Raw genomic sequence first — 25,808 nt, 5'->3', positions numbered from 1 at the left:
TTCGAGAAAGTTCGCCAAACTTTCTTCACCCCGCCAGCCCTTGATCTCTACCGTCGCCCGGTTGCGCGGCATTAGGGCCGTCGGCGGATGAGAGAGCCTCATCCTTGGCTGGAGCCTCGAAGGGCGAGGCGGGCGCGCCCCGCGTCGACAGATGCAAGAAGCAACGCTGCGGCGCGTGCTTCGAGGCTTCGCCCTGCGGGCTGTGCACCTCAGCATGAGGAGCGGCAGAGGATGCCGCGCCGGCTATCGTCAGAACTCACCCCTCGCCCACCAAACCCCTGATCTTCGCCACATCCTCCGCCGTCGCCGGATTATACACCACCATGCTGAGATCAGGCCGGCCGTCCACCTGGAAGGAGGAATATTCGAAGGAGAGGCGGCCGAGGACCGGGTGTTCGATGTGCTTGGCGCCCTCGCCGTGGGTGCGCACGTCGTTATCTCTCCACATGGCGAGGAATTCCGGGCTCTTGCGGCAGAGTTCGTCGACCAGCGGCTCCACTTGGGCGGCCGCGCCTGCACGCGCCGCATCCACCCGGAAGGCGGCGACGACGAAGCGGGCGACGCTTTCCCAGTCATATTGGGCGGCCCGCACGCGCGGGTCGAGGAAGATGAAGCGCAGCACGTTGCGCTCTTCGGGCGGCAGCGCGGCGTAATCGGTGAGCAGCACGGTCGCCGCCCGGTTCCAGGCGACGACGTCCCAGATCGCGGTGCGGATCAGCGCCGGGCTCGGATCGAGCGCGTCGAGCACGCCCTGCAGCCGCGGCGTGACACCCTGTTCGCTGCGGTAGCGCACCTCGGGCGGGCGGCCGAGGCCGATGAGGAAGAGGTGTTCGCGCTCGACATCGGTCAGCATCAGGGCGCGTGAGATCCGATCCAGCACGTCGGCGGACGGCGCGCCGCCGCGTCCCTGCTCCAGCCAGGTGTACCAGGTCGGGCTGATATTGGCGCGGCCCGCCACCTCCTCGCGCCGCAGCCCCGGCGTGCGCCGCCGCTCCGCCCCGAAGCCGAAGGCGGCGGGATCGAGCTTGGCGCGGCGGTCCTTGAGATAGGTGCCGAGCCGATTGTCCGAGGCGATGAATTCGCTCATCCTGTTAGCCTTTATACCATGATAATGTCACTACTTTACCATGATAGCATCCCGGCCGATATCTGTCCCATCAAATCAGGAGATATCGATATGCGCATATTCGTCACTGGAGCCACCGGCTGGGTCGGCTCGGCCGTCGTCAGCGAATTGCTGGGCGCCGGCCATCAGGTGCTCGGCCTTGCCCGTTCGGACAAGGGAGCGGCAGAACTGGCGGCATCAGGCGCTGACGTTCAGCGCGGCACGCTCGACGATCTGGAGGGCCTGAGGCGCGGCGCGGCCGAGACCGACGGCGTCATCCACACGGCCTTCAACCATGACTTCTCGAAATTCGCCGAAAACTGCGCCGCCGACCGGCGCGCCATCGAGGCGCTCGGCGCCGCGCTGGAAGGCTCCACCCGCCCGTTGCTCGTCACCGCAGGCCTCGGCCATGCGCCCGGCCGCATCGCCACGGAAAAGGACCCGCCGCTGCCGACATCGGATACCTATCCTCGTGCTTCCGAGGCGACGGCGGCAGCCCTTGCCGCCCGCGGCATCAACGCCTCCACCGTCCGCCTTCCGCCCTCGGTGCACGGCCATGGCGACCATGGCTTCGTGCCGATCCTGATCGATACCGCCCGGCAAAAGGGCGTCTCCGCCTATATCGGCGATGGGGAGAACCGCTGGCCGGCCGTGCACCGCCTGGATGCCGCCCGCGTCTATCGCCTGGCGCTGGAGCATGGGCCGCAGGACGGCCCCTTCCTCGCGGTAGCGGAAGAAGGCGTGCGCTTCCGTGAGATCGCCGAACTGATCGGCCGCCGCCTCGGCGTGCCGGCGGTTTCGCTCTCGCAGGAAGAGGCGGTGGAGCATTTCGGCTGGTTTGGAATGTTTGCGGGTTTCGACATTCCGACATCAAGCGAACATACCCGGGCGCTGCTCGGCTGGCAGCCGAGGAAGCCGGATCTCCTAGCGGATATGGACCACCCGGCTTATTTTGGCGGGTAACCTTGGGTGGGCGCCCCCTCGTTCGGGGAGCAGCGTTGGAGGATGCCGACGCTCAAGAGAGCCTTACCGGACCGGAAAATATGGAACAGTGTCGGCCCCCGTCGGTTGTTCAGAGGTCGCAACCACAAAAATGCAGCCGAACATGAGCAAGACCAACGCTAGGGAACTTCAGAAGCGCGCCGAACGGCAGGTCGAAAACACCAGCGCCGGCGGCCATCTCGGCGGTACCTATTTCGGCCAGCAACCCGATGGCAAAACCGCCTCTTCGACCACCAACGACAGCGCCAAGGCGCGGCCGAACGACGGAAGCAATTGAGGGCGGAAAGCCGCTCTTCCTATTGCGTTTATGGTGATGGGGCATTTCGAAAGGGCGTGCCGTGGGTGTCCGCGGCACGCCCTTTCCTCTGTCCCATTACTCATCCCACATGCAAGGAAGATATTCCGAACGGCGGCAGTCTCCTGGGCTCTCCAAGGTGAGGCTCTCTCGGGCCGCCCGTCATTGATCGGCAACGCCTCCGCCCTAATTTCTGCCGCAGTGGGATCTGTGAGCGAAGGCGGAGGGGCGACGTGGCATCCTATTCGATTGACGATGCGATCCGGGAATTGGCCCCGGTTCTCGGCAAGGCGCCGGTGGGCGCCGTCAGCGGGGAATGGACCGCCACGACTATGCAGGCCGGCCATTCCTCCCGCACGGGCGGCTATCGCGATGCCCAAGGCAGGCAGCTTCCGGAGGACCCCAGCTATTCGCTCGGCATCATCGACGACGTCGTCGAAAAGCTCGATGCGGCAGCACCACGACACTTCAACACAGTGGTGATCCGCTGGAAGAAGCCGAAATTTCCCTTCATGCGCGCTGATGTCACGCTCGAAACCAATTTTGACGAAGCGATCGTCCCGCGCGGGCCGGACGACCCGGTCTACGAGGAAGCGGCCGCCGCCCGGCGCGCCTTCTGGCAGGGTCGCGGCGCGCTGCAGGTGGGTTTTGCCGCCGAGCGCGAAACGGCCAATATCTACAATCAGACGAAATGGTTCGGCCCGCACCGCCGCATCCTCGCCATCGATGCGCCGGGAAAGCTGATACTCGCCACCGACGGCCTTTCCACCCCCTGGGCAGGCATTGCCGATCCGGAGAACGGCGTCGAATGCGAACTCTACATGGAGTTCGATGCCGCAACGCTTGACGCGGCCGGAATCAGCAACTGGGCGAACCTTCTGATCAACATCGGCGACCTGATGGCCGACGGCCATCGCGTCGCCCGCGACGTCGAAAAGCACGGCGCCATCCTCTTCTGCCGGCTGACGGAAGATTACGCGCCGCTGACCCGCATCATGCTGAGCCGCACTGCCGACCGGATCGAAGGCCTGCCCTTCGGCTCCGTGCCGGTGATCCTCGCAACGCCGATCGCCGAGGCCGAGATCGAGAGACAGGACCTCTCCGACGACTGGGGCGCCACGGCCGCACGCCACGCGCTGGCGAAACGCGGGATCAGGAATTGATGCTTATGAGGGGCGTGGTGTTCGGCGATATCAGATCGCGGGTGGGTGTCTTTTTTCCAGGCATCGTAGGGGCCATCTGCCTTCCGCTTGCCGCTCAAGGCGCTCGTCGCTAGCGCTCCTGCCCCCCCTCATCCGACCCTTCGGGCCACCTTCTCCCCAGCGGGGAGAAGATGCCGGCAGGCAGATGAGGGGGTGAGCGGCAAAGCCGCGAATGCACGAAGCGAAAGCGAAGGGCACCAATAGAGGACGTACTATACCCCTCGCATCCGGGATCTTAGCCGCCTCGCCTTCGAGGCTCTCTTGAGCGCCGGCGCCAATCGCGCCGGCCGCCCCGGGCAACCGCAGCCAATCCCCACCCTACTCGTTAATGTCAGGCTCCACCACCTGGGCAAGATTGCGCAGCGAATCCTGCCAGCCGAGGTAGCAGGCTTCCGGCGGGATCACGTCGGGCACGCCGGCCTGGGTGATATTGACCTCGGTGCCGACCGAGACCTTTTTCAGAGTCACGGTGACTTCCATTTCGCCGGGCAGGTTCGGATCGTCGAACTTGTCGGTGTAGCGGACGAGCTCGCCCGGGACGAGTTCAAGGTATTCGCCGCCGAAGGCGTGGGCGTGGCCGGTCGTGAAGTTGCGGAAGGACATTCTGAAGGTGCCGCCGACCGACGCCTCCAGGTGATGCACGGTGCAGAGAAAGCCGTTCGGCGGCAGCCACTTGGCAAGCGCGTCGGCTTCGATGAAGGCGCGATAGACCTTCTCCGGGGTGGTCGCGAAAACGCGGTGCAGGCGGATGGTGCTTGGCATGGTCGTGATCCTCTTGAATGGACGGAATGGACGAGCCTAGGACGGCCGAGGCCTCCGCGATCCGACACCGGATCGACCTTTTGTTCAAGAAAAATTGCTTGGCGCATGCCGCGCAAATTATTCGGCGGATGTTGCGAGGGATCGGCCGGGAGAACAACCCGGCCGATCCGCCCCATCTCAAAACTTGTAGCTGGTCCCGAAGAGAAGCTTGTCTTGCGAAGCGCCGACATCGCCGATGGCAGAGCCGAAGTCCTTGTCGCCGAAATCCAGATGGCGGTATTCGCCGCGCACCAGGATATTGTCGGTGACGGCGTGTTCGATGCCGCCGCCGGCCGTCCAGCCGATCAAGATGCCGTCCTTCTTTCCCACAGCGGGGATATCGACCTTGCCGCCGGCGGCCGCCGCGCCCGCCGTCGCGAAGAACAGGGTCCGGCCCCAGGCATAGCCCAGCCGCGCCCGGCCGGAAGCATCCCATTCGAGGTCCGCGTCGCCATTCTTCTCGAAGTTGTAGTTGAAGTCGTTCTCGATGCCGTAGACGATGTTTCCGGATTGGAAGTTGTAGCCGGCATGCAGGCCGGCTGAGCCGCTATTGGCATCCTGATCCGAACCCAGGATCTTCGTCTGGCTCCAGGAATAGCCGCCTTGAGCGCCGAGATAGAAGCCCGACCAATCATAGGCCGAGGAGACCTGCCATCCGGGCTGGGCGGCCGGCGTTTCGTAGGTGAGGTCGGCGGCAGCGGCCGGGATAGCGACCGAAAGCGCCAGGGCGGCGCAGGCGACGAGTCTGATATGCATGGGAGATGCCTCGTTTCATTGACAGAAAAAGAGAGGGCGATCGCAACGCCGCCCGGCTCTTGAGAACCATGCCCCGCGCCGGTGTTGCGGAGTGTCTTTTGACATTGCGTTTTGTTGCGAGCCGGTCTCGGCGTAAGGAATGGCCTCAGCCGAGCGGGTTCGGCGAAAGGCTGTCGACGATGACGGTCACAGCGTCGCAGGCGATCACCACCCTCAGAAGGAAGACCAGGAAACCCAGGCGATAATAGGCGCGCTCCCCGGCGCTTGCCTCCGCAAGGGCTGCCTCCCTGCTCCCGCCATGCCGGATGGAGACTGTGACCAGCCAAAGCATGTCGAAGATCGCAAACTGCACCAGGCTCGCGCCAAGCAGCCAGAAGATCGCATTGCCACCGAGGCAGACAGCCCAGCCGCAGAGGTCGCCGCGCGTGCCCGGAAGGCGCGCCAGGCGCGGCCGCAGCCTGACATTCCGGATCTTTTCGGCATCGGCCATATTGCTGCTCTCCGGCAAGGGGTTCAGCCGTAGGGGAGCAGATTTGGCGAGGATTTCGTGTTGCGTTGTATGTCGGAAGATTTTTTGTTGTTCCGGCCGGCGCTTGCGCCTGAGATACCGCGTCGGCCGCCCGCAACATTTCGCAACAAATCAGAATGCAGCGCGACGATGCACTCCGGTATTCTAAAACCCGGCAGCCTTTCAGATCAGGAGTACAGCGTGACATACCGGTATCCAGATGAGATAGTCCGCCCGTCGCCCGGCAAGCCGGCATTCCTTCCACCTCCTGCAGCAGCCCATGACATGACGCTATCCGAGCAAGCCGCCATCCTCATCGTCGAGGACGATCCCGAAATCGCCGCCATGCTGATCGAGCTGATGAAAAACAACGGCTTCGATGCGGCGTCCGTCGCAAACGGCGTCGAGATGGACCGCCTGCTCGGCCGCCGCAAATTCGACCTCGTCGTTCTCGACGCCATGCTGCCGGGGGAGGACGGCTTCAGCATCTGCATGCGGCTTCGCGCCGCGCGCGCTATCCCCATCCTCATGCTGACGGCGCGGCGCGAGGATATCGACCGCATCGTCGGGCTCGAACTCGGGGCCGACGACTACGTCACCAAGCCGTTCAACTCGCGCGAACTCGTCGCCCGCATCCGCAGCATCCTGCGCCGGGCGGCGCTGTCGCTGCGGCAGGAGGAGGTGCCCGCGCCGCTTACCTTTTCGGGATGGCGGATCGACCCGAACAGCCGCCAGCTCTTCGATGCCGATGGCGACGAGGTTTCCATGACGACGGCCGAATTCGACCTGCTCTGGGCCTTCTGCCGCAACCCGAACAAGGTGCTGACGCGCGAACAGCTCCTGTCGATGACGCATGCCGGCTCGGCCGGGCCGGTCGAGCGCAGCATCGACGCGCATATCAGCCGCATCCGGCAGAAGATCGAACCGAACCTCAGGGACCCTTCCTTCATCAAGACGGTTCGCCTCGGCGGTTATCTCTTTGCCGCGACCGTGGAGCGGCTCGCTTGAAATATCTCCGCGGGGCGTCCATCCGCACGCAGATCCTTTTCCTCGCGATCCTGCTCGTCGTCCTCGTCTCCGTCGTCGCCTCGACCACGGAACCCTTCATCTATGGCCGTCATGACCGGGGGCTGGAGATCGGGCTGCTGGCGGGACGGATCGAGGGCATCGCCGACCGCTTCAGCGAGACGCATTCGGTCGAAGGAGAGGTCGCCGTTCTGGCGGCTGCCGAACGGCTCGGAATAAGGGTCGCCAGGATACCCGCCAGCCAGCTGCCCTATCCCGGCGAAGCCGTTGCCGGCTCTCCCGCCGAAACTCTCCCGAAACTGCGCAGCGCCCTGGATGGCGATTTCTTCCGTGAGCTGCGCCATATATTCGACAGGCAGGTCGCGCCTCCGCCTCTCATCGTCAAGATCGATGCCGACCGGGCGCTTGCCTTTTCTCTGCCCGTCTTTCCCCGTGCCTTGTGGTTCTTTCCGGCGGTTGCCAGCGGTATCCTGAAGATCGTCATTCCGCTGGCGCTCCTTGCCTTCTTCAGCAGCTGGCTGATCACCCGCCCGCTCACCCGTTTTGCGACGGCCGCCGAGCGCGCCAGCACCGATGCCAGCCTCACCGAGCCCTTCGTGGCGGAGGGTGCCGTGGAGGTGCGCAGCCTCGCCGCCTCGCTCAACGTCATGCGCAACCGCATCCTTGAGATGGCCGAAAGCCGCACGCGCATGCTGAGCTCGATCGGCCATGATCTTAGAACGCCCCTCACCCGGCTGCGCATGCGGGCCGAGCGCTGCGAAGACCCCGAATTGCAGCGAAAGATGCTCGCCGACCTCACCATGCTGGATTCGATGATCGACGAGGCGCTGGCCTTCCTGACAGATGCCCGGCACAACGTGCCGTCACGCAAGGTGGACCTGTCGAGCCTGCTCCAGACGGTCGCGACCGATTTTTCCGAAGCCGGCGTCGATGTCGCCTATTCCGGCCCCAGGCGGCTGAAATATACGTGCAAGCCGCAGGCGCTGACGCGCGCCGTCACCAATCTGGTGGAAAACGCCTCCCGTTACGTGACGAAGATCGAGATCGAATTGCAGGAGGCCGGCGACCACGGCGTCTTCATCCGGGTGAAGGACAATGGCCCAGGGCTGACGGATGAGCTCAAGGCGCGCGTGCTGGAGCCCTTCTTCAAGGCGGACGAGGCCCGCACGACAGGCGTGGGCGGTGGCTTCGGGCTCGGCCTGCCGACGACCGAAGGCATCATCCGGAAAGGCCATGGCGGTACGTTGACGCTACGGGACGGAAAGCCCGGCGGTCTCGTCGTGGAAATCCGCCTGCCTCCGGTCCACGACACCGGCTCCGGCCAACTTTCGCCCCCTGAGAGCTGATTTCGGCGAACATTTCCGAACATCAAAGAAAATTCCGCAACCTCGCTTGCGGGTAGAAACGGCTCCTGTCGACCTATGGTCAAATTCCCAGGAGCCCGAATTGAAGAGATCATTCCCCATCGCCGTGGTGCTGGCCGCGGCCTCTGCGGCCATTGCAGGCTGCACCACCGCGAGCCCGACGGTCTATGAGGGGCTCGCCTCGGCCGGGCAGCTTCGGCCGAACCCTGAGGATGATGGCGGCCGCATCCCTTACGCCTACCGCAGCAATGTCGATTGGCGCCAGTATGACAAGATGATCATCGATCCTGTGACGCTCTATCGCGGCCCCGACAGCCAGTTCGTCAAGATGGAAGAGAAGGACAAGCTGGCGCTCGCCACTTACATGCAGAGCCAGTTCACGGAGACGCTGAGACCGCGCTTTGCCATCGTCGGCGCGCCGGGACCGGGCACGCTGCGGCTCCGCCTGACGCTGACCGGGGCGAAGGCGACGACGCCGGTGCTCGGGCCGTTCTCGCATTTCGATGTAGCGGGCGGCGTCTATAATGGCGTCCAGGCGGTCAGGGGCCGCGAAGGCTCGATGACCGGCTCGGTGAACTATGCGGTGGAAATTTACGATGCCGCGACGAGCCGCCTGCTCTATGCCTTCATCACGAAACAATATCCGAACGCCATGAATGTCGGCGCCACCTTCTCTGCCCTCGACGCCTCGAAAGTGGGCATCCGCAAGGGCGCAGACGCTCTTCTTGAGGCGTTGAGATAAACGTGCCAGCCAGCGAGCGGCTCGCCGTCACCGGCGAGCGGCTTAACCGGGCATGCCCTCGAATTGCGGAAGATCGAGCGGCTTTGCCCATTTCAGCCGGCGCCTGGTGAACATTTCGACCCCGGGCTCGATCAGCTCGGGCCGGTCGAGGCTGCCGAGCGTCACGAAGACGAGGCCGGGGAAGCTTTCCAGGTTGCTGCTGAACAATCGGGCGCCGCACTCGCCGCAGAAGTTGCGGTCGAGCCCCTTGCCGGAATCGGCGATGTAATGAAACGCCTTGGGGCTGCCTGCGGTCAGGGTGAAATCCTCCTGCGGCACGGCGAAGAAGGTCGCCGCCTCGCCGCCCGTCGCCCTCTTGCAATCCATGCAATGGCAGTCGGCGACGAAATTCGGATCGGTGCCGAATTCGAATTTCACCGCGCCGCAGGCGCATTGCCCGGTATATTTCCTGCTCATGCGTCAAACCTCCCACGGTCGGCAGCTTCAAGCCGCGGCCTGTTTTCTCAGAGCAGCAAGAAGCATGCGGGCGCCCTCTTTCGACGAGGCCGGGTTCTGGCCGGTGATCAGCAGCCCGTCCTGGACGACATGCACGGCCCAATCGACCGTCGAGGAAAACTTTGCCCCCTGGTCCCTCAGCTCGTCCTCGAGCAGATAGGGAACGACGTCGATCAGATGCACGGCATCCTCTTCGGAATTGGTGAAGCCGGTCACGGTGCGGCCCTTGACGATCGGCGTGCCATCCGGCGCCTTCACATTCATCAGAATGCCAGGCGCGTGGCAGACCAGCGCCACCGGCTTTCCCGCCGCAAACATGTCCTCGATCAGCGACAGCGCATGGCGGTCGTTCGTCAGGTCCCAGAGCGGGCCGTGGCCGCCGGGGAAGAACACGCTGTCGTAATCGGCCGCGCGGATTTCGGAGAGCTTCCGGGTGTTGGCGAGCGCCGCCTTTGCGGCCGGATCTCCTTCGAAGCGTCTCGTATCGTCGGTCTGGAATCCGGGCTCGTTGCTCTTCGGGTCGAGCGGAGGCTGGCCGCCCTTCGGCGAAGCGAGCGTGAGGTCGACGCCCGCGTCGCGGAACACAAAATAAGGGGCGGCGAATTCCTCCAGCCAGAACCCCGTCTTCCTGCCGGTGTCACCCAGCTGGTCATGCGATGTGAGAACCATGAGAATTTTCATTGCTCAGCTCCTTCATCCGCCGCGACCAAAGCCGCCGGCGTCCGGGTTTACGGTGAAATACTGCTGCAGATCTCATGCTGAAACGGCTAAAACATAGACCCGCGGCCGCCGGGGCACAAGCTCCGGCGTGGGGTGTTTCTACTCAGGGGCGCAGTGAGTCATCGTGGAGGAATGCGCGGAGGAAGCGCTCTGCGTGTCCGGCTGTTTATCTGCTTATCGCCATGGCGTACCGTGCGGCCCCCTCATCCGCCCTTCGGGCACCTTCTCCCCGCCGGGGAGAAGAGGGAGCGAGCCGCGGTCTCATCAGTTCCTCGGGTGTCGGGTGAGAGAGATGTACGGCGCTGCCGCGAGTCTCTTCTCCCCGGCGGGGAGAAGGTGCCGGCAGGCGGATGAGGGGGCCACACGGCACGCCCTCTCCTTCCGTCATGCTGACCCACAGCCCTCTCTCACCCCACCAAAATCGTTCGCACCAGATCCGCGTGATGGACCTCGGCGACGTCAGGGTGGGAGCGCAGGCGGCTCTTCAGCTGGTTGATGCCGACCTCGCGAAAGATCGGGTTGAGCGGGTCGACGGAGATGCCGCGTTCGGCGCGTTTCAGCTCGTCGGGAAGCGCGATGACGGGGATCGTCGCGTCCGGCCGCGAGCCGAGGAAGAAAGCGACGGAGAAGCGCTCGACGCCGGCCGGCGGTGCGACGACGTCATGCACATCGGCGCGAACGAAGCCGTTGGTCGCAAGCTCCAGAAGCTCGCCGGTATTGATGACGAAGGTGCCCGACACCGGCGGCGCGCCGATCCATTCGCCCTCTTCGGTGCGCACGCGCAGGCCAGGCGTCGTATCCTGGAGCAGCACGGTGACGAAGCCGCCGTCCTTGTGGGCTCCGACGCCCTGGTCGGTTTCCGCCACCTCGCGGCCGGGATAGCGGATGATTTTCAGGAACTGCGAGGGCTGCGGCTCGTAGATTTCGGCAAAGACGTCTTCCGGCTGGCCGAGTGCGACTGCGATCGCCTTCAGGATGTCGATGCCGATGCGCGTCACCTCGGCCTGATAGGCAAGCAGCAGCGGCCTCAGCTCCGGCAGGCCCGCCGGCCACTGGTTCGGCCCCTGCAGGCGCTTCCACGGCGGCGTATCCGGCCCGATCTCGGCGGCCTCGCCCTCCGTATTGATATCGAGCTGCTCGCGCCAATCCCGCTCGCCGCGAGTGCGCTCCTGCCCCGCCCTGTTGTAGCCGCGAAAATGCGGCGACTTCACCATCTCGATCGCGAGCTTCTCTTCCAGGGGAAGCGCAAAGAAGCGTTTTGCCGTCGAAACCACATCCTCGATCAGCTTCGGATCGACGCCGTGCCCTGTGAGATAGAAGAAGCCGTGGGCATGGAGCACATGGCGAAGCTCGGCGACAAAGCCCGCGCGCCCTTCGGAAGAGCCGTAATAGCGCGAGAGATCAAGGGTCGGCAGCGAGGCCGCCGCAGGGATCGAGGAAGATGGAAGGCTCATGGCATATCCTGTAGCTGGCGACGCATCGATGACGGTTTTCGATGAGCATAGGCGCAATGGGCACGCTTTGAACGACGCCACATTCGCCGTTCCCGGTGCTTCACGAAAAAGCTTTGCGCTGGAGAAAGGCGCCGGGAAACAAACGTTCGTCACGCCGTCGATCAGGACGCGATCCGCCTTACCGACCGGCGAGTTCGGCTCTCAGATCGGCGAAGGCTTCCCTGACACAATCGGCAAGCGGCCTCCGCCCCTGCTCTTCCATCCATCCGTCGATGGCGAGGCGCAAGGCGCCGATGGAGATCATCGCCAGCATACGCGCCTTGCGCGGCGAAATTTGCGGCCACATCTCGCACAACACCTCGAAGGTGGTCTGCTCCATCTGCAGATATTTGCTCTGGTTGCTCGCACGCAGCTGTTCATTCGAGCGAAGAATGCGGTCGATCACCATCGCCTGCCCGGCATCCAAATTCGCCATCAGTTTCAAATGAGCGTTCCTGATCGCATCGAGCGGCGGCTGATCCGCCGCTTCCGCCAGAACGGCGGTGCGGAAAGCCTCCGGCAGGCCCTTCTGCCAAGCGGCCAGAATCTCCTCTTTCGATGAGAAATAATAGAAGAACGTCCGCCGCGAGATGCCGGCTGCCTCGGCGATCGCATCCAGCGTCGTCGCCTCGTATCCATCGGCGGCAAAGAGCCTGAGCGCTGAATCGGTAATACGCTCAAGCGTCTCCCGCCGCTTCTTCTCGCGCCAGCCTTCCTGTGTCGATCGATCCTGTTCCATATCGAGAGCGATATCAAAAATCGCATCTCTTGTAAAATTACACTCAGTGCAATATCTACCCAGCAGTGGAATTTGCGAGGACTGATATGAAAAGAGTGCAATATGATCGCTATGGTGGGCCGGAAAAAATGTATTTCGGCGAATGCGACGTGCCTAGGGTCGGCGACGGCGAAGTGCGCGTCTCGGTGAAAGCCGCGGCAATCAATCCCTTCGATTGGAAACTGCGTCAGGGCGCGATGAAACTGGTGACCGGCAGACGTTTCCCGAAAGCTATGGGCACCGATTTTGCCGGGCTCGTCGAGGCGGCCGGCCGCAATGTCGGCAATGTCACGGTCGGCGATGAAGTCTTCGGCACCGTGGATTTCAAGAAATCCGGCGCCTTTGCCGAAGCGGTCGTGGTGAAAGCCGACCATGTGGCGAAAAAGCCACCGCAGCTTTCCTTCGCCGAAGCGGCCTCCCTTCCCATTGCCGCGATGACGGCATGGGCGGCTGTCATCGACAGGGCGCAGGCGCGTCCCGGCGCGCGCATCTTCATCAACGGCTGCAGCGGCGCGGTCGGCGCCTTCGCCGTCCAGCTCGCCATCTCCCGCGGCGCGCATGTTGCCGGCGCATGCGGACCGGCATCGAGGGACAGCGCGAGAGCCGCCGGCGTCGCCCCGATCTTCGCCTATTCCGACAGCGAGGCTTATGCGCGGGGCGGAACCTATGACGCCGTTTTCGACACGCTCGGCACGCTCGACGTCGGCCACGGGCTTTCGATGCTCAATCCGCGCGGCGTCTTCGTCGACATCAACCCGACACCCGGCAGGCTCCTGCGCGGCATGCTATCTCGCCGTTACAAGCTCGCCTTTGCCACCATGGGCATCAAGCGCCTCCCCGAGATCGCCGAGCTCGCCGCCAGCGGCACGCTGCGGCCGGCGATCGGCCTGGAAGCGCCCTTCACCGACGCCCTGTCGGTCATCGCCGATGCAGAAACCGGCCGGCGCACCTCCGGCAAGACGGTGCTCACGTTCTAAAGGCGCCGCCGGCTGGTATGCAAGAAGCAGCGTTGCGGCGCGTGCGTCGAGGCTCCGCCCTCTCGGGCTGCGCGCCTCAGCATGAGGGAGGCCGGAGGGTGCCGCGCCCGCGATAGCAGGTGCAGGAGAAGGCTGCCTCTTACCCTAACCCTACCGGGGTCGAGCCGCCTGTCTCGACCCGTCCTCCGGACCCCCGCTTGCGGGGAGAGGGGACGTGCCTTGTGAGAGTGAGTGGGAACGGAGAGGTCGCGGTTTGTCCCTTCTCCCCGTCAAAACGGGGAGAAGGTGGCGGCAGCCGGATGAGGGGCCACGCCGATCTTCACAACCAATGTGTCGTATCACATTGAACCTACTGCTCCTGCTCCCTCAAGCCGCCTTCTCAACCCCCGCCTCGCGCATCGCCTGCGGCCTTCCAAGCAGATAACCCTGCGCCTCGTCGCACTGTTCTTCGAACAGCGTATCCAGCTGCGCCTGCGTTTCCACGCCTTCCGCCAGCACCGGGACCTCCAGGCTGCGGCCGAGCGCAAGGATGGCTCTGACGATCGCCTTGGATTGCGGGCTGCTCTCGACCTCGGCCATGAAGCTCTTGTCGAGTTTGATCTTGTCGAAGGGAAACGCGCGCAGCGTCTCCAGCGAGGAGTAGCCGGTGCCGAAGTCGTCGATCGCGATCGAGACGCCGAGAGCCTTGATCTGCCGCATGGTGCGCAACGCCTTGTCCTTGTCGACGATGATCGAGCTTTCGGTGATCTCGATTTCGAGGCGGCGCGGATTGAGGCCGGTTTCCGAAAGGATGCCTGCTATGACAGTCGCCATGTCGGCATGGCCGAGCTGGATCGGCGACAGGTTGACCGCGATCTTGTAGCTGTTGTTCCAGCTTGCGGCCTCCCGGCAGGCTTCCCGCAGAACCCATTCGCCGATCGGAAGGATCGCGCCGCATTCCTCGGCAAGGCCGATGAAGTCCATCGGCGGGATGTTGCCGAGTTCGTGATGGCGCCAGCGCAGCAGAACTTCGTATCCGGTGATCTCTCCCGTCCGCACGGATTTCTGCACCTGATAGTGCAGATGAAGCTCATCGCGATCGATGCACGCCCAGAGGTCGTTTGCGAGCGCGCGGCGGCGCCGTGCGGTCTCGTCCATGGCGGCCTCGTAGAAGCACACCTTCTGCAGCAGAGATTGCTTGGCGCGGTACATGGCAAGGTCGGCATTGGCCAGAAGCCCGTCGACGCTCTCGGCATCGCCGGGATAGATCGCGACACCGAGGCTGGCCCCGGTCTTGATCTCAAATCCGTCGACGGAGATCACCCCGGCCAGGGCGCCTTCCAGGCGCGCGATGAAATCGTGCAAGGCGCTGAGATCGTCGAAACGTTTGGTCGCGGAGAACTCGTCGCCGCCGAACCGGGCGATCAACTCGCCCTCCTGCCGCGCCTCGCCGAGACGCCGCGTGAGCTCGACCAGAACCATGTCGCCGACGCCGTGCCCGTGCTGGTCGTTGACCTCCTTGAACTTGTCGAGGTCGATGCCGATGACGGCGACCTTGCCCCTCACCCTTTCCGCGACCATCAGCTCCTCGGAGACGCGCTCGCCGAACTGCAACCGGTTCGGCAGGCCCGTCAGCGCATCATGCGTGGCAAGGAAGGCGACCTGCTCCTCTGACTTCACGCGGTCGGTGATGTCTTCGAAGGTGACGACCCAGCCGCCATTCTGCAGGATGTTGACCTTTTGCTGGATGGATGTTCCGCTGGGGTATTTGTGAACCGCGCTGCCGGCGCCGGCCCTGATCAGCGCCATGTTCCTGGCATAGTGGGCCTCGGCCTGCATCGAGGCCTCGGCGGGATCCTCCGCGCGGGCGGAATATCCGATTTCGACGATCTGCCGGTACTGCATTCCCGGACGCACCGACCCCTCGGGAAATCTGAAGATTTCGAGATAGCGCTGGTTGCAGAGGAGCAGGCGCTCGTCCCCGCCGAACATGCAGATGCCCTGCCCCATGTTTTCGAGGGCGGCGTCGAGATTGCGGCTGACCTCCTCGATCCGGTCGGCATCCGCCTTCTGCTTGCTGTTGTCCTTGGTAATCTTCGCATAGCCGATCAGCTCGCCGGCCTCGTCGTGGATCGCGTCGATGACCACGTGGGCCCAGAACGAGGAGCCGTCCTTGCGATAGCGCCACCCCTGGGCTTCGAACTTGCCGTCAGTGCGGGCAATCTCAAGCGCCCGTTGCGGGCTGCCTTTGCTGCGGTCTTCATCCGAATAGAACAGCGAGAAATCCTTGCCGACGATCTCATCGGCGGTGTAGCCCTTGATGCGCTCGGCGCCCGCATTCCAGTTGCTGACCTTTCCATCCGGATCGAGCATGTAGATTGCGTAGTCGGTCACGCCCTCGATCAGGAGCTTGAAGTTGCGCTCCGCCTTGGCGGTCTTGACCTCCGAATGCACGGCAAACATGGCGGCCGCAAAACCCGCCGCCAGCAGCGAAAAGGTGACGGCGGCGATCGTCACCGCCATGACCTCAGGCGAAAGCAGCGTCGAAGGATCGAGTGCTGCCGCATCGGGGGTGACGGTCACACCCGCCATCGCGGTGAAATGAAGGGCGACGACACCAAGCGTTAACACAAGCGTCGGTGCGAACCTGCTGACGACAGACCGGTCGCGCCTTACCGAAAGTCGAAAGGCGGCGATCGAAAAGGCGATGCCGAGAACAACGGACGCCGCTACGAACCTGCTGTCCCAGGACATATCGCCCGGGAGTTCGATCGCCAGCATTCCGGCAAAATGCATCGAGCCGATGCCGGCTCCAAAGAGCACGCCTGCCAGGATGTTTGCCACCCATCTGGTGTAGGCCATCTTGGCGGCGACGGCGGCCGATGTCGCAACGATCGCGACCAGCAGCGACACCAGCGTCAAACCGGCGCGATAACCCACAACGACACCGGGGTCATATGCCAGCATGGCGACGAAATGCGTGGCCCAGATGCCGAAGCCGCCGGCCGCACCGGCTGTCGCAATCCATACCCACCGGGCGGCCCCCTCGGACGATGTTGCCCGATGCAGCAGAACCATCGCGCAATGGCTCGCGAGAAAGCAGATCAAACCCGCGAGACCGACCAGCGCAAGATTATGCTGCTGGGTAACGCACGTCAGAACGGTGAACATGAAACAGACCCTCAATTCGGCGCGACGCTAAGCAGCGCGCCTTAAGGAAGGTTGAAAAAAACAGGGCATCTATCTGAATTGGCGCGGGAAACCCGGCCAGCCCGCCAACTCGGACACGCTGTTGTCGGATTAGCGTTTACATCGGGTGTCCCGATATGGTGAACGGATTTCCGCCAGCCCATCGGCAGCCATCAGCTCACAATGGCTTCAAAAGCAGACCGCTCGCCAAAGAGCGAAAAGCCTCGACCGCCTTCGGCAGCACGCTCTGCGGGTTTTCGCTCGCGGCGATCCAGAGAGCGGCGTTGAGAGCCGCGCCGCTGAGCAACCGGGCCGCCGCCTCCGCATCAACAGGCTTGAGGATGCCTTGTGCGATCAGGCGCTCCACGGCGCTCCTGGTCACCTGCAGACAGCTGTTTTGACTCGGCCATTGCGAGGGATCGCCCAATACAGCCGGTCCGTCGAGCAGAACGATGCGCTGGACCTCCGGATCGAGCGCCATCTCGATATAGGCCGCCCCCTCCGCCAGCAGACCCTGCCAGTCATCATCAGCCCGAGCCCCGATTTCCTGAGCGCGCGCCGCCATTTCCGTGTCCATCTGATCGACGACCGCCGCAAGCAGCCCGCGCTTGTCGCCGAAGTTGTGGTACAGCGCGCCCCTGGTCAGGCCGGCATCGGCCGTCAGCTCGTCCATCGATGCGGCCGAATAGCCCTTTTGCGCAAAGGCCTTGCGCGCGGCCGCGATCAGCTTGACGCGGTTTTCCAGCATCGTTTCGCTTCGACTTTTCGCCATCGCATCCTCATTTTCACATACGACACGTATGTTAAACTTGACATACGGTCCGTATGCGAGATATTTCGATACGCCACGTATATGAAATATGGCGCCGCCTGTGAAGGCCTCGGTGCCATGCCAACAAGGAAGAGAGATCAGAATGACGAAACCCCAGGCAATCTTTCCGGCCGACCGGCACGCCCTTTACGAGGAGCACGGCTATTCCGCCGCCATCCGATCCGGCGACCTTCTGTTCGTATCGGGACAGGTCGGCAGCCGTGCCGATGGAACGCCCGAACCCGATTTCGAACGCCAGGTGCGGCTCGCCTTCGAAAACCTGAAGGCCACGCTTCGAGCAGCCGGTTGCACGACGGATGACATCGTCGATATCACCACCTTCCACACCGACCCGGAGAACCAGTTCGCAACCATTATGGCCGTCAAGCAAGAGGTTTTCAGCAAGCCGCCCTACCCGAACTGGACGGCGCTCGGCGTAAACTGGCTGGCCGGCTTCGACTTTGAGATCAAGGTCATTGCCCGTATTCCGCAAGCGGCGTGATCGACTGCTCAGCCTGCTCGCAAAGCCAGGCGCAGAACTGGCGAGGCGCAAGACGGACATCGTCGGCGCGCATCAAGGCAAAATGCCAGGCCGGCCCGCTGAGCACATAGGGGAAAGGGGCGATCAGCAGCCCCTTTTCCAGGAGCGGGCGAAACAACAATGGTGACAGGAGCGCCACGCCGACGCCCGCCACCGCCGCATTGGCGTCCAGCTCATGCGTGGGGTATTCGACGGCAACGAACCGCAGAGCCGGCGGCTCGCATTCCGCACCCCTGAACCAAGCCTGCCAATCCGGATGCGGCAACAGCTCGAAATCGGCAAGCGCGCCCGGCCTGTCCAGCGTCCGCATTCCCAGCAGGCCGGGCGCCAGCATGGGCGTCACCTCGACCGGCGCGAGCGGGTATTCCTCAAGCCCGTCCCAGCCGCCACGACCCGTCCTGATGGCGACGTCGAATGCGCTGGGGTCGCGAATATCGGCGGAGACGTCAACCTCGATCGACGATCCCCCTGCCGAGGGATAGCGCGCCAGCCGCAGCGCCAGCCAGCGCGAGGCGAATGTCGGAGGCGCCGTCAATCTGAGCGGCGGCGTCGCGGCCTGAAATTCATCGAGCGCGCCGGCAATGCCATCCAGTGCCTCGCGAATGCGAGCGGCCAGTTGAGCGGCCGCAGCCGTCGGCACGACGCGCCGCCCCGCCCGCACGAACAATGGCTGGCCAAGCTCGGCCTCCAGCGTCCGGATACGCAGACTGACGGCCGCAGGCGTCAGGCACAGCCGTTCGGCGGCGCGGACAAAGCTGGCGGTGGAAACGCACGCTTCCAGAATTCGCAGAGACTCCAACGGCGGCCGCATGATCTCTTCTCTCTTGATGAGTTTTGCTTGTGAGCGTCTCAAGCAAAGCGCGTTTTGGGGACAAGGCGCCTTCAGCTAGAGCATGTCGAGCAGAGTGCGCAGCGGCTTTGCGATCACGACAAACGCAAACCGAAAACCTTGAGCGCGGCAAACGGATCTGAAAGATTGCGAGGCACTTCAAGGTTCATGCAAACAATAGGCGATCTTCCATGTCCCTGCAATCTCGGCACTTGTTCACACTCTTCCTGACCCTTCATCCGGCGTTCGAACTCGGCCAGACGCCGGCGGGCAGCCGCCGCACAACCCCCTATTTCGAGACGGCGGCGCCGCAGCACGCCTGGCTCAACCAGATCGTCGCAGTCGCGCAAGGCGGGCGGCGTCCGGGCGGCGTCGAATACGAAGTCTTCGAAATTCTATGAATTCAGCCGCCCGCCGGCATTCCGGCCCATGCGGGTGATTAGATCACGAATTCCTCATCGTACCTCTGTGGCTCGGGAACGACCGTAACCTCCACAGGAATGATCCAATTGGCCACGTAGCTCTCGCAGTCGGAACGCTGGAGGTCGGGCTGCACGCACCCCGCCCCATCGGTCGCGCGACAGCGCAGTGTATATTGCCCCGCTTCTTCAGGGGTCCACATGTACTCCCACAAGCGCCATGCAAAGGGACGTTCTGTTTCGAGGAGCCTTCCCTCGCGCCAGCCCTTGCCATCTCCCGTGCAGATCTGCACCTGCCGGATACCAGCCTCTCCGCTCCAGGCGGCTCCGAAAATCCGGCACGGTTGGCCGGCGATGAGACGCGCCCCCTGTACGGGACGCGCGATCTGCGCTTTGACCTCCATCTCCGCAAGGGGGACCAGCGTGGGTTCCCCGAGGCCGCGCTCCCAACGGAAATAGTCGCGCGCCTGCCAGTAGCCAAGGAACGGTTGCTCTACAACCGTGATATCCGTGATCCACTTGACCCAAGCCATGCCGAACCAGCCACCCACGACCGCGCGCAGCGGGTAGCCGTGATCGCGCGTCAACGGCTCGTCGTTCATCGAATAGGCAAGGATCGTGCTGTCAGCGATGGCCTTCTCAAGCGGTAAACTGCGCGCAAAAGCGATGGGGCCGGGAGAGGCCGTTTTCTTGTTCGCGTCGACGACGCCGCTGTCGGCGCCTGTGAGCAGAACCTCGCATGCGGTTCGCTTAACGCCCGCCATTTCCAAAATGTCGCGCAGAAGAACACCTGTCCACGCGGCATTGCCGACGGCTCCGTTCTGCCACTGCAACCCCTCCCTCGGCGGCACATAGTAGACGCGCCCGTTCCCTGCACACTCGACGACGGCGTTGAGAGTCGTGCTCCGCATCGCCTTGATGCTGTCGAGGTCAAGTTCGATCGGCCGCTCCACCGCCCCGCCAACGCGCAATCTCCAGTCTCGCGCATCGAGGTCCGGCGACGGGAAATGGTTTCGCACGAAGAACAGCTCGGTTGGGATCAGCCAATCGGAGAGCGACGCAAACGGAAACTCGATATTCTGTGGGGATTTCTGTCGAACTATTAGACTGGGTTGCTGTGGTGTCGGCATTGTCCTCGTCTCCCCTTCAAGAACACAACGTCGGCTCTCGGTCGTACGAACGATCACACCGCCCCTCGCAGTGCGTCCGTCGCATTCCGCCTTCGGGCCGCATTCTAGCACATACCGCACGTTCCTCGGATCGACCTCGAACGGCAGCAAAGGGGCCGACGGCGGTCTTGACCGCTTTGCGCCCCATTTCGGCCGTTGAACTCATCATCGCGGCCGGAAAGCACCAGACGCGGCCATTATGGCTGCCGCCCCCTATTCTGACATCGCAGAAGTTGAGAAAACAAGTGTCGCTTTAATCGGTTTTTTTGCAACAAGGCTTATAGGCTGCTCGTGTCTTCCCGAACCTTCAGAATACGGTCGATAAGACCCCATTCAAGCGCTTCCTCCGCCGTCATGAAGCGGTCGCGATCCATCCCGCGCTCAAAGTCTTCGTAGGAACGTCCGCAATGCTCCGCGTAGAGCCGCGTCATGCGCTGCTTGGTCTTTAAAATTTCCTCGGCATGAATCAGCATGTCGGAAGCCTGCCCTTGAAAGCCGCCCGAGGGCTGGTGAATGAGGATACTGGCATTGGGCAATGCGGCTCTTCCGCCGGGTTCGCCTGCCATCAGCAGGAACGATCCCATTGAACGGGCCGTCCCCATGCAAAGTGTATGAACCGGCGCACGGATGAAGCGCATGGTGTCGTACATGGCGAGCCCGCTGGTCACGACGCCGCCCGGCGAATTGATATAGAGGCTGATGGGCTTTTTGGGGTTTTCCGCCTCCAGAAACAGCAGTTGCGCGCAGACGAGCGCCGAAACGGTATCGTTCACCTCGCCATTGAGAAAGATAATCCGCTCGCGCAGAAGCCGGGAATAGATATCAAAGGATCGCTCCCCCCGGCTGGACTGTTCTACGACCATAGGGACGAGTTGCATCGCTTCGCGCATCGGCGACCTCCAGACTTTCAGAATTTAAGGGGGAGGCTCGCCGTGTCAGGCGGCGAGCATGAGGGGCGGGCTGTTGCTGTTTGCCGGCGCTCTTGCCATTCCATCGAACCTTGCATCCGTCAGTTCGTGGACGATCCGAAGGCAAGTGCCGCCAGTGGCATTTGGGGTGACCGTGAACGTCACGGTGCTTTCAAGAAAAGGCGGGTTATCGTCACGCAGCTTGTAGCGAACTTCCTGACCGGGGGTGACGGTGATCGCATCGGCATCAGCCAACGCTTCCTTCGGCAACCACCTTTCCCGAAGTTCGGGAATGGTGACGGCACGCCAGACCTTTTGCGGCGGATCGCCCAGGTCAAACTCCAACTCGACGCCGCTATCCCTCTCCTTGGTCTTCCCTTCGTTCATTGATCCATGTCCTTCAGCAAGACTTTGAGTGCTGCGATACGCTCCGGCCAATAGGCGCGGTATTTTGCGAGCCACTGGGCGATGAGAGCCAACCCATCGGGATCGACTTCGTAATTCACGAAACGCCCCTGTCGTTCTTCCCTCACGAGCTTTGCACTGCGCAGAACTGCGAGGTGTTGCGACATCGCCGGCTGGCTAATCTCCATGCCCTCGCGCAAGGCGCTCGCGTTCATGCTCCCTGCCGCCAGCTTCTCAAAGATCGCACGGCGGGTCGGGTCTGCCAAAGCTCGGAAAAAGTCATTCTCGATCATGCGAACACATAAGCACGTACTTATGCGATTCGCAAGCGATTTCGAGGCAGCTTTCTGTTGCTGCGGAAATCCTGAGTTCAAGGCGATCGGCTCGGACGTACCTTGGGGTATGCCCGTCGCCAATCGCCTTTGCCCTGACGAAAATCTGCTCCGGCAGAATGCTTCAATCTAACCCGGAAAGGCTCTAGTCCCTGGCGGTCCACATGGGAAACGTCTCTCGTTGCTCTCCCGCTCTGACCGCCTCCAGGTAACGCGGCTTCCAAACATCGCCAATGAACGCCTCCATCGACGTGGGCAATTTTGGACGATCCTCGTGCTCCCCATGGAACCTTACGATGCCATTGTTCAAAGCGTCAGCGCTCAGGGTGTCGTCCTGCCATTTCTCCGGCGTCCCGAACCGCGCCAGAAATTCAGCTTCCACGTCTTTGCGGGTCGTCTCGATGTATCGGTACTCCACCGGCCTGCCGATCTCCTTGCCAATGATCACGGCCAGTTCGTTCATCGAGACATCTTCCGAGCCGACTTCGAGATAGACGCGGTGTCTGCCCGTCGGATTGGTCAGTTCCTTCGCTGCCAGCCATGCGATGTCATCGGTCGCCACCCAGGGCATCTTTAAATCAGGTTTGCAGAACCAGGCAATTCGACCGTATTTGGCAACCGGCCCCGTCCACGCCGACACGTCTTCCATGAACCAGGCGGCGCGCAGGTGGACCAAATTGATATTGCCAAGTTCGTTGAGCTTTTCGTCCAGATCGTGGAAGCACTCGAAATGACCCGTCTTCCCCTTCACGTCCGAACCCATGGCCGTTAGGCTTACGGCCAGTTTGACGGAGGATTTTTCGAGCGCGTCGACAAAGCGCTGGGCAACAGCGGGGTAGTGTCCCTCGATGTTGTTCCAATCGGTCTTCACCATCAGGAACGCGGCATCTGCACCCTGGAAAAATTGGTCAAGGTCTCCCGCTCCTGTGTCAAAGCTTCCCAGGAATGGCTCTGCTCCGAGCTTGACCAGTGCGTCAAGCGCTGGGCCACCTCTCGACAACGCTCTGACCTGATGCCCTGATCTCAGCAGGGTCCGGGTCAGCTTGGCGCCGACTCGTCCCGTGGCGCCAACGACAGAAATTCGCATGACAGTCTCCTTTCGGTTGTTGATCACCGAGTAGTAGACTATTGCTGTCCGTACGAATTTGGAGATAATGCCAAATGATCTCAAAATAGGGCCAATCCGCAAAACTGCGTTCCTGCTTCGACGACTTTGATCCCGACTGGTCAGATCGCCCGGCCGTCGCTGTCCGCCTCGACTTCAGTGACTATGAGGCTGAAGTGCCCCAGCACCAGCACAAGGAAGGGCAGCTCATTTTGGCTCTGCACGGGGCCGTCACATGCAGGACGGAGAATGGCATCTGGATTGTCCCACCAGACTGCGGAGTCTGGATACCCGGCGGCATGCCCCATAGCAACCAGGTCACATCAAACGCACGCCTGTCCTATCTGTTCGTTCAACCCGAAGCGGCCAAGCTGCCGCGCGAGTGCTGCACTCTGTCTGTGTCGCCGATGCTCCGCGAGATGATCCTCCGACTGGCGGATGTACCGGTCAATTCTGCTCCGGACGATCATGTCGGCCGTATGGTGCGGGTCTTGCTGGATGAACTCGCGCAAATGCCGATACAGGGGCTGGACTTACCCGCGTCCAGCCATCCCAAAATCGCCGCGATCACTGCTGCCCTGATGGCGGAGCCGAGCGACCGTCGCACCCTGGTGGATTGGGCGGCACACGTTGCCATGAGTGAGCGATCCTTGAAGCGGCTGATGGTCCAGGAAACGGGACTGACCTTCGGCCGATGGCGGCGGCAACTGCACCTGGTCATCGCGTTGCGCGAACTGGCCAGCGGCGCGACGGTCCAGAGGGTGTCGAGCGATTTGGGATATGAATCCGCTACCGCCTTTATCGTCATGTTTAAGAAGGCATTGGGCACAACGCCAACGCGCTACTTCGCGAGCTGATTTGCCGAATGGCCAAATTCGGCAACGCTGGTCGGCCTTTGCATGGAAAGCCGATCACAGATCACGGCGGCTAGGACAACGTGGGAGCGGAACACCAGTTACCCCGCTGCAGTGCCCGGAAACTGCCATTCGATCAGGTCGCGGCGGGCGAGATCGATCTACGCTCTCCCGAAAAGATCTGATCACAAAGTGGTAGCAACAGGGCGCACACTGCCTCGCCGTCGCGCTGTTCGCCGCGCAAGGAGGTGAAGGTCGCGAAACTCGTGAGCGTGAACAGCAGGTCGACGATGTCGGCTTTCGCCTGTCCCTCGGCAATGCCCTGACGATCGACCAATAATCCCAATAAACCACGCCGCCGCTCGTTACGCGCGGCCAGTGCCTTGCTCAATTCGGCATCCACCGCCGCTGCGGCGAAGATTCCGCCGAGCCCTTCATTCGACATCCAGAAATCGCAGAATGTTTTGACGACCCAGGCGAGCGCGGCACGCGGCTCGGGTATCGCCATCGTCTTGGCGAGGCCGGCCAGATTGCCTTGCTCGGCAACCGCGTCGAACGCGGCTTCGAGCAACCCGTTCCGCGAGCCGAATTGGTTGTAGACGGTCAGCCGCGTGACGCCGACCGCCCTGGCCACGGCATCGAGCGACAGTGCCTGTCCGCCGGACTGGCGGAGAATGTCCAGAGCTGCGGCAACCAGACGCGTACGCGTCTCTGCCGCCTTCGCGTCGCGTTTTTCGGTCGAATAGGGCCTTGACGGTTTGCCGGAAATAATCATTATACAACCTGTATATCTAATTTGAGATAGGCCTGTCGATCCGGAGCCTCGTAATGCAAATCTTGCTGATTATCACCATCGCTGTCCATGTCCTGTCGTCGATCTTCTGGGCGGGGTCGACCTTCGTTCTCGCCAGAAACGGCGGAATGGGGGTGCCGCGTTGTTCCGTCCGCAGATCGGCGCGGCGAGCGTCTCGGTCCTGTCGGGGGCGCTACTCTGGCATCTGCTTCATCAAGGAAGCTTCCAACGCACTGAAATGATCCTCGCGACGGGGGCCGCCGCCGCGATCCTGGCCTTGCTGGTCCAGGTCATCATGATCCGGGCGGCGATGCGATCCGGGGAGGCGTCGCCGCGCGCCGCCACCGGCTATCGCGTGTCCGCCACACTGCTGGTCGTCACGATCATCTGCATGGCCGTGGCACAGTACGTCTGAGGTAATGGCAATGCTCAACATTCCCCTGTTTCCCGATCTCGCCGGCAAAACCGCGCTGATCACCGGCGGCTCCGGCGGGATCGGCGCCGAGACCGCGCGCTGGTTCGCTCACAACGGCGTTCAGGTGACGATCGCCGGACGCGACCGGTCGCGGATCGAACATGTCCGAGCCTCACTCGCCGCCATTTCGGCCGGCCATGCGGCGATCGAGCTCGATTGTACCAGCGCGGATCAACTCGAGGCCGCGCGGACCACCCTGATCGAACGACAGGGTGGCCTCGACATCCTGATCGCCTTTGCCGGTGGCGGCACGAGCCGGCCCGCGCCAATCGAGCAGGACTGGCGTTCCAGTCTGGACAATAACGTCACTGCGACCTTCCTCACGCTGCGAACCTTCGCGGCCGACCTCAAGAAAAGCGGCCGCGGTGCTGCAGTCACGATGGCCTCGACCGCCGGCCGAGCTCCCTCCGCCGCGCCACTCGGTTATGCCGTCGCGAAGGCGGGGATCGTCCTGCTCACCCAGCAACTCGCACAGGATCTGGGTCCCGATGGCGTGCGCGTGAACTGCATATCGCCGTCCGCGGTGCTGACCGATCGCACGGCGGAGCACATGCCACCCCAGATGCGACAGAAGATCGCCGATGCCCATCCGCTGCGCCGACTGGGGACGCCGGCCGACATCGCCGCGGCAACCTTGTTCCTGGCGTCGGAAAGCGCCGGCTGGCTGACCGGCGCGACGCTCGACATCGCCGGCGGCCGGTTGATGCACTGATTGCCGATCATTCTCTTGAAGAG

The 25,808-nt window shown here is 62.9% G+C and carries 29 protein-coding genes; 12 read left to right on the top strand and 17 right to left on the bottom strand.

The window, feature by feature from the left end; all coding sequences use genetic code 11:
* Nucleotides 1–256: 256 nt before the first annotated feature.
* Nucleotides 257–1,087, bottom strand: coding sequence for a helix-turn-helix transcriptional regulator (locus tag EFD55_RS28555; RefSeq protein WP_125849813.1), 831 nt, complete (start codon nucleotides 1,085–1,087; stop codon nucleotides 257–259).
* Nucleotides 1,088–1,177: 90 nt separating this feature from the next.
* Here EFD55_RS28555 and EFD55_RS28550 point away from each other — a divergent pair, with 90 nt between their 5' ends.
* The 3 genes from EFD55_RS28550 to EFD55_RS28545 all read left to right on the top strand — a co-directional run bounded on the left by EFD55_RS28550 (nucleotide 1,178) and on the right by EFD55_RS28545 (nucleotide 3,565).
* Nucleotides 1,178–2,068, top strand: coding sequence for an SDR family oxidoreductase (locus tag EFD55_RS28550; RefSeq protein ID WP_125849811.1), 891 nt, complete (start codon nucleotides 1,178–1,180; stop codon nucleotides 2,066–2,068).
* 142 nt (nucleotides 2,069–2,210) lie between these two features.
* The gene (locus tag EFD55_RS33355; protein WP_164737602.1) at nucleotides 2,211–2,384 is read left to right on the top strand and encodes a hypothetical protein; all 174 of its coding nucleotides are present in this window, start codon (nucleotides 2,211–2,213) and stop codon (nucleotides 2,382–2,384) included.
* A gap of 251 nt (nucleotides 2,385–2,635) precedes the next feature.
* Nucleotides 2,636–3,565 carry a hypothetical protein gene (locus EFD55_RS28545; RefSeq protein WP_125849809.1) on the top strand — a complete coding sequence of 310 codons (930 nt, stop codon included), beginning with the start codon at nucleotides 2,636–2,638 and terminating at the stop codon, nucleotides 3,563–3,565.
* 357 nt (nucleotides 3,566–3,922) lie between these two features.
* On the opposite strand, the gene EFD55_RS28540 is transcribed toward EFD55_RS28545, so the two are convergent.
* The 3 genes from EFD55_RS28540 to EFD55_RS28530 all read right to left on the bottom strand — a co-directional run bounded on the left by EFD55_RS28540 (nucleotide 3,923) and on the right by EFD55_RS28530 (nucleotide 5,651).
* The gene (locus EFD55_RS28540) at nucleotides 3,923–4,366 is read right to left on the bottom strand and encodes an SRPBCC family protein (RefSeq protein WP_125849807.1); all 444 of its coding nucleotides are present in this window, start codon (nucleotides 4,364–4,366) and stop codon (nucleotides 3,923–3,925) included.
* A gap of 177 nt (nucleotides 4,367–4,543) precedes the next feature.
* On the bottom strand, nucleotides 4,544–5,161 hold the full coding sequence (locus EFD55_RS28535) for an outer membrane protein (RefSeq protein WP_125849805.1): 618 nt from the start codon (nucleotides 5,159–5,161) through the stop codon (nucleotides 4,544–4,546).
* 145 nt (nucleotides 5,162–5,306) lie between these two features.
* The gene (locus EFD55_RS28530; protein ID WP_125849803.1) at nucleotides 5,307–5,651 is read right to left on the bottom strand and encodes a hypothetical protein; all 345 of its coding nucleotides are present in this window, start codon (nucleotides 5,649–5,651) and stop codon (nucleotides 5,307–5,309) included.
* Between the two features lie 303 nt (nucleotides 5,652–5,954).
* On the opposite strand from EFD55_RS28530, the gene EFD55_RS28525 reads away from it, so the two are divergent.
* From EFD55_RS28525 to EFD55_RS28515, 3 genes are all read left to right on the top strand, one after another.
* Nucleotides 5,955–6,677 carry a response regulator gene (locus EFD55_RS28525; protein ID WP_125849801.1) on the top strand — a complete coding sequence of 241 codons (723 nt, stop codon included), beginning with the start codon at nucleotides 5,955–5,957 and terminating at the stop codon, nucleotides 6,675–6,677.
* Nucleotides 6,674–8,041, top strand: coding sequence for an ATP-binding protein (locus tag EFD55_RS28520; protein ID WP_125849799.1), 1,368 nt, complete (start codon nucleotides 6,674–6,676; stop codon nucleotides 8,039–8,041). The genes EFD55_RS28525 and EFD55_RS28520 overlap by 4 nt, the downstream gene beginning before the upstream one ends.
* A 100-nt stretch (nucleotides 8,042–8,141) precedes the next feature.
* Nucleotides 8,142–8,801, top strand: coding sequence for a DUF3313 domain-containing protein (locus EFD55_RS28515; protein ID WP_125849797.1), 660 nt, complete (start codon nucleotides 8,142–8,144; stop codon nucleotides 8,799–8,801).
* A gap of 42 nt (nucleotides 8,802–8,843) precedes the next feature.
* On the opposite strand, the gene EFD55_RS28510 is transcribed toward EFD55_RS28515, so the two are convergent.
* From EFD55_RS28510 to EFD55_RS28495, 4 genes are all read right to left on the bottom strand, one after another.
* Nucleotides 8,844–9,257 carry a GFA family protein gene (locus EFD55_RS28510; RefSeq protein ID WP_125849795.1) on the bottom strand — a complete coding sequence of 138 codons (414 nt, stop codon included), beginning with the start codon at nucleotides 9,255–9,257 and terminating at the stop codon, nucleotides 8,844–8,846.
* Nucleotides 9,258–9,284: 27 nt separating this feature from the next.
* On the bottom strand, nucleotides 9,285–9,977 hold the full coding sequence (locus EFD55_RS28505) for a type 1 glutamine amidotransferase domain-containing protein (RefSeq protein WP_125849793.1): 693 nt from the start codon (nucleotides 9,975–9,977) through the stop codon (nucleotides 9,285–9,287).
* Between the two features lie 446 nt (nucleotides 9,978–10,423).
* Nucleotides 10,424–11,470, bottom strand: coding sequence for an isopenicillin N synthase family dioxygenase (locus EFD55_RS28500; RefSeq protein WP_125849791.1), 1,047 nt, complete (start codon nucleotides 11,468–11,470; stop codon nucleotides 10,424–10,426).
* Between the two features lie 178 nt (nucleotides 11,471–11,648).
* Nucleotides 11,649–12,248 carry a TetR/AcrR family transcriptional regulator gene (locus tag EFD55_RS28495; protein WP_125849789.1) on the bottom strand — a complete coding sequence of 200 codons (600 nt, stop codon included), beginning with the start codon at nucleotides 12,246–12,248 and terminating at the stop codon, nucleotides 11,649–11,651.
* Between the two features lie 86 nt (nucleotides 12,249–12,334).
* On the opposite strand from EFD55_RS28495, the gene EFD55_RS28490 reads away from it, so the two are divergent.
* Complete coding sequence (locus EFD55_RS28490; RefSeq protein WP_125849787.1) at nucleotides 12,335–13,264, top strand: NAD(P)-dependent alcohol dehydrogenase; 930 nt, start codon at nucleotides 12,335–12,337, stop codon at nucleotides 13,262–13,264.
* Nucleotides 13,265–13,630: 366 nt separating this feature from the next.
* Here EFD55_RS28490 and EFD55_RS28485 read toward each other — a convergent pair whose 3' ends face one another.
* Nucleotides 13,631–16,414, bottom strand: a complete 2,784-nt coding sequence (locus EFD55_RS28485; protein WP_125849785.1) for a bifunctional diguanylate cyclase/phosphodiesterase — start codon at nucleotides 16,412–16,414, stop codon at nucleotides 13,631–13,633.
* 196 nt (nucleotides 16,415–16,610) lie between these two features.
* Nucleotides 16,611–17,204 (bottom strand): TetR/AcrR family transcriptional regulator, encoded by a 594-nt coding sequence (locus tag EFD55_RS28480; protein ID WP_125849783.1) that lies wholly within the window; start codon nucleotides 17,202–17,204, stop codon nucleotides 16,611–16,613.
* Between the two features lie 142 nt (nucleotides 17,205–17,346).
* Here EFD55_RS28480 and EFD55_RS28475 point away from each other — a divergent pair, with 142 nt between their 5' ends.
* Complete coding sequence (locus tag EFD55_RS28475) at nucleotides 17,347–17,745, top strand: RidA family protein (RefSeq protein ID WP_165504907.1); 399 nt, start codon at nucleotides 17,347–17,349, stop codon at nucleotides 17,743–17,745.
* On the opposite strand, the gene EFD55_RS28470 is transcribed toward EFD55_RS28475, so the two are convergent.
* Nucleotides 17,717–18,595, bottom strand: a complete 879-nt coding sequence (locus EFD55_RS28470) for a LysR family transcriptional regulator (RefSeq protein ID WP_125849779.1) — start codon at nucleotides 18,593–18,595, stop codon at nucleotides 17,717–17,719. The genes EFD55_RS28475 and EFD55_RS28470 overlap by 29 nt on opposite strands.
* 209 nt (nucleotides 18,596–18,804) lie before the next feature.
* On the opposite strand from EFD55_RS28470, the gene EFD55_RS28465 reads away from it, so the two are divergent.
* Nucleotides 18,805–19,014, top strand: a complete 210-nt coding sequence (locus EFD55_RS28465) for a DUF3237 family protein (protein WP_125849777.1) — start codon at nucleotides 18,805–18,807, stop codon at nucleotides 19,012–19,014.
* Nucleotides 19,015–19,052: 38 nt separating this feature from the next.
* Here EFD55_RS28465 and EFD55_RS28460 read toward each other — a convergent pair whose 3' ends face one another.
* The 5 genes from EFD55_RS28460 to EFD55_RS28440 all read right to left on the bottom strand — a co-directional run bounded on the left by EFD55_RS28460 (nucleotide 19,053) and on the right by EFD55_RS28440 (nucleotide 22,933).
* A complete protein-coding gene (locus tag EFD55_RS28460) occupies nucleotides 19,053–20,162 on the bottom strand; it encodes a sulfite oxidase (RefSeq protein ID WP_125849776.1) in 1,110 nt (369 codons plus the stop codon).
* A gap of 317 nt (nucleotides 20,163–20,479) precedes the next feature.
* On the bottom strand, nucleotides 20,480–21,091 hold the full coding sequence (locus EFD55_RS28455; RefSeq protein WP_125849774.1) for an ATP-dependent Clp protease proteolytic subunit: 612 nt from the start codon (nucleotides 21,089–21,091) through the stop codon (nucleotides 20,480–20,482).
* Between the two features lie 45 nt (nucleotides 21,092–21,136).
* Complete coding sequence (locus tag EFD55_RS28450; RefSeq protein ID WP_125849772.1) at nucleotides 21,137–21,496, bottom strand: SRPBCC family protein; 360 nt, start codon at nucleotides 21,494–21,496, stop codon at nucleotides 21,137–21,139.
* Nucleotides 21,493–21,807, bottom strand: a complete 315-nt coding sequence (locus EFD55_RS28445) for an ArsR/SmtB family transcription factor (RefSeq protein WP_007628095.1) — start codon at nucleotides 21,805–21,807, stop codon at nucleotides 21,493–21,495. The genes EFD55_RS28450 and EFD55_RS28445 overlap by 4 nt, the downstream gene beginning before the upstream one ends.
* Before the next feature lie 184 nt (nucleotides 21,808–21,991).
* Nucleotides 21,992–22,933, bottom strand: a complete 942-nt coding sequence (locus tag EFD55_RS28440; protein WP_125849770.1) for an NmrA family NAD(P)-binding protein — start codon at nucleotides 22,931–22,933, stop codon at nucleotides 21,992–21,994.
* 104 nt (nucleotides 22,934–23,037) lie between these two features.
* On the opposite strand from EFD55_RS28440, the gene EFD55_RS28435 reads away from it, so the two are divergent.
* The gene (locus EFD55_RS28435) at nucleotides 23,038–23,808 is read left to right on the top strand and encodes an AraC family transcriptional regulator (RefSeq protein WP_245438606.1); all 771 of its coding nucleotides are present in this window, start codon (nucleotides 23,038–23,040) and stop codon (nucleotides 23,806–23,808) included.
* Between the two features lie 133 nt (nucleotides 23,809–23,941).
* Here the strand turns inward: EFD55_RS28435 and EFD55_RS28430 are convergent, their stop codons facing one another.
* Nucleotides 23,942–24,580 (bottom strand): TetR/AcrR family transcriptional regulator, encoded by a 639-nt coding sequence (locus EFD55_RS28430; RefSeq protein WP_125849768.1) that lies wholly within the window; start codon nucleotides 24,578–24,580, stop codon nucleotides 23,942–23,944.
* A gap of 160 nt (nucleotides 24,581–24,740) precedes the next feature.
* On the opposite strand from EFD55_RS28430, the gene EFD55_RS28425 reads away from it, so the two are divergent.
* Together EFD55_RS28425 and EFD55_RS28420 are read left to right on the top strand one after the other, a co-directional pair.
* Nucleotides 24,741–25,013, top strand: coding sequence for a hypothetical protein (locus tag EFD55_RS28425; protein ID WP_125849766.1), 273 nt, complete (start codon nucleotides 24,741–24,743; stop codon nucleotides 25,011–25,013).
* A gap of 10 nt (nucleotides 25,014–25,023) precedes the next feature.
* Entirely contained in the window at nucleotides 25,024–25,785 is a 762-nt protein-coding gene (locus tag EFD55_RS28420; RefSeq protein ID WP_125849764.1) for an SDR family NAD(P)-dependent oxidoreductase, read from the top strand.
* Nucleotides 25,786–25,808: the final 23 nt, after the last annotated feature.

Origin of the sequence: Rhizobium pisi, assembly GCF_003938655.1 — a bacterium.
In the GTDB taxonomy this organism is placed as follows: domain Bacteria; phylum Pseudomonadota; class Alphaproteobacteria; order Rhizobiales; family Rhizobiaceae; genus Rhizobium; species Rhizobium pisi.
The sequence above is the reverse complement of the archived record's forward strand: the minus strand, read 5'-3'. Positions and strand labels throughout refer to the sequence as shown.

What these genes read in the sequence shown, in the direction of transcription:
- EFD55_RS28500 (WP_125849791.1), bottom strand. Translation starts at nt 11,470, where the DNA reads ATGAGCCTTCCATCTTCCTCGATCCCTGCGGCGGCCTCGCTGCCGACC.
- EFD55_RS28480 (WP_125849783.1), bottom strand. Translation starts at nt 17,204, where the DNA reads ATGGCGAAAAGTCGAAGCGAAACGATGCTGGAAAACCGCGTCAAGCTG.
- EFD55_RS28540 (WP_125849807.1), bottom strand. Translation starts at nt 4,366, where the DNA reads ATGCCAAGCACCATCCGCCTGCACCGCGTTTTCGCGACCACCCCGGAG.
- EFD55_RS28460 (WP_125849776.1), bottom strand. Translation starts at nt 20,162, where the DNA reads ATGCCGACACCACAGCAACCCAGTCTAATAGTTCGACAGAAATCCCCA.
- EFD55_RS28550 (WP_125849811.1), top strand. Translation starts at nt 1,178, where the DNA reads ATGCGCATATTCGTCACTGGAGCCACCGGCTGGGTCGGCTCGGCCGTC.
- EFD55_RS28420 (WP_125849764.1), top strand. Translation starts at nt 25,024, where the DNA reads ATGCTCAACATTCCCCTGTTTCCCGATCTCGCCGGCAAAACCGCGCTG.
- EFD55_RS28530 (WP_125849803.1), bottom strand. Translation starts at nt 5,651, where the DNA reads ATGGCCGATGCCGAAAAGATCCGGAATGTCAGGCTGCGGCCGCGCCTG.
- EFD55_RS28465 (WP_125849777.1), top strand. Translation starts at nt 18,805, where the DNA reads ATGTCCCTGCAATCTCGGCACTTGTTCACACTCTTCCTGACCCTTCAT.
- EFD55_RS28525 (WP_125849801.1), top strand. Translation starts at nt 5,955, where the DNA reads ATGACGCTATCCGAGCAAGCCGCCATCCTCATCGTCGAGGACGATCCC.
- EFD55_RS28440 (WP_125849770.1), bottom strand. Translation starts at nt 22,933, where the DNA reads ATGCGAATTTCTGTCGTTGGCGCCACGGGACGAGTCGGCGCCAAGCTG.
- EFD55_RS28450 (WP_125849772.1), bottom strand. Translation starts at nt 21,496, where the DNA reads ATGAACGAAGGGAAGACCAAGGAGAGGGATAGCGGCGTCGAGTTGGAG.
- EFD55_RS28455 (WP_125849774.1), bottom strand. Translation starts at nt 21,091, where the DNA reads ATGCGCGAAGCGATGCAACTCGTCCCTATGGTCGTAGAACAGTCCAGC.
- EFD55_RS28535 (WP_125849805.1), bottom strand. Translation starts at nt 5,161, where the DNA reads ATGCATATCAGACTCGTCGCCTGCGCCGCCCTGGCGCTTTCGGTCGCT.
- EFD55_RS28555 (WP_125849813.1), bottom strand. Translation starts at nt 1,087, where the DNA reads ATGAGCGAATTCATCGCCTCGGACAATCGGCTCGGCACCTATCTCAAG.
- EFD55_RS28490 (WP_125849787.1), top strand. Translation starts at nt 12,335, where the DNA reads ATGAAAAGAGTGCAATATGATCGCTATGGTGGGCCGGAAAAAATGTAT.
- EFD55_RS28475 (WP_165504907.1), top strand. Translation starts at nt 17,347, where the DNA reads ATGACGAAACCCCAGGCAATCTTTCCGGCCGACCGGCACGCCCTTTAC.
- EFD55_RS28485 (WP_125849785.1), bottom strand. Translation starts at nt 16,414, where the DNA reads ATGTTCACCGTTCTGACGTGCGTTACCCAGCAGCATAATCTTGCGCTG.
- EFD55_RS28495 (WP_125849789.1), bottom strand. Translation starts at nt 12,248, where the DNA reads ATGGAACAGGATCGATCGACACAGGAAGGCTGGCGCGAGAAGAAGCGG.
- EFD55_RS28470 (WP_125849779.1), bottom strand. Translation starts at nt 18,595, where the DNA reads ATGCGGCCGCCGTTGGAGTCTCTGCGAATTCTGGAAGCGTGCGTTTCC.
- EFD55_RS28445 (WP_007628095.1), bottom strand. Translation starts at nt 21,807, where the DNA reads ATGATCGAGAATGACTTTTTCCGAGCTTTGGCAGACCCGACCCGCCGT.
- EFD55_RS33355 (WP_164737602.1), top strand. Translation starts at nt 2,211, where the DNA reads ATGAGCAAGACCAACGCTAGGGAACTTCAGAAGCGCGCCGAACGGCAG.
- EFD55_RS28430 (WP_125849768.1), bottom strand. Translation starts at nt 24,580, where the DNA reads ATGATTATTTCCGGCAAACCGTCAAGGCCCTATTCGACCGAAAAACGC.
- EFD55_RS28505 (WP_125849793.1), bottom strand. Translation starts at nt 9,977, where the DNA reads ATGAAAATTCTCATGGTTCTCACATCGCATGACCAGCTGGGTGACACC.
- EFD55_RS28510 (WP_125849795.1), bottom strand. Translation starts at nt 9,257, where the DNA reads ATGAGCAGGAAATATACCGGGCAATGCGCCTGCGGCGCGGTGAAATTC.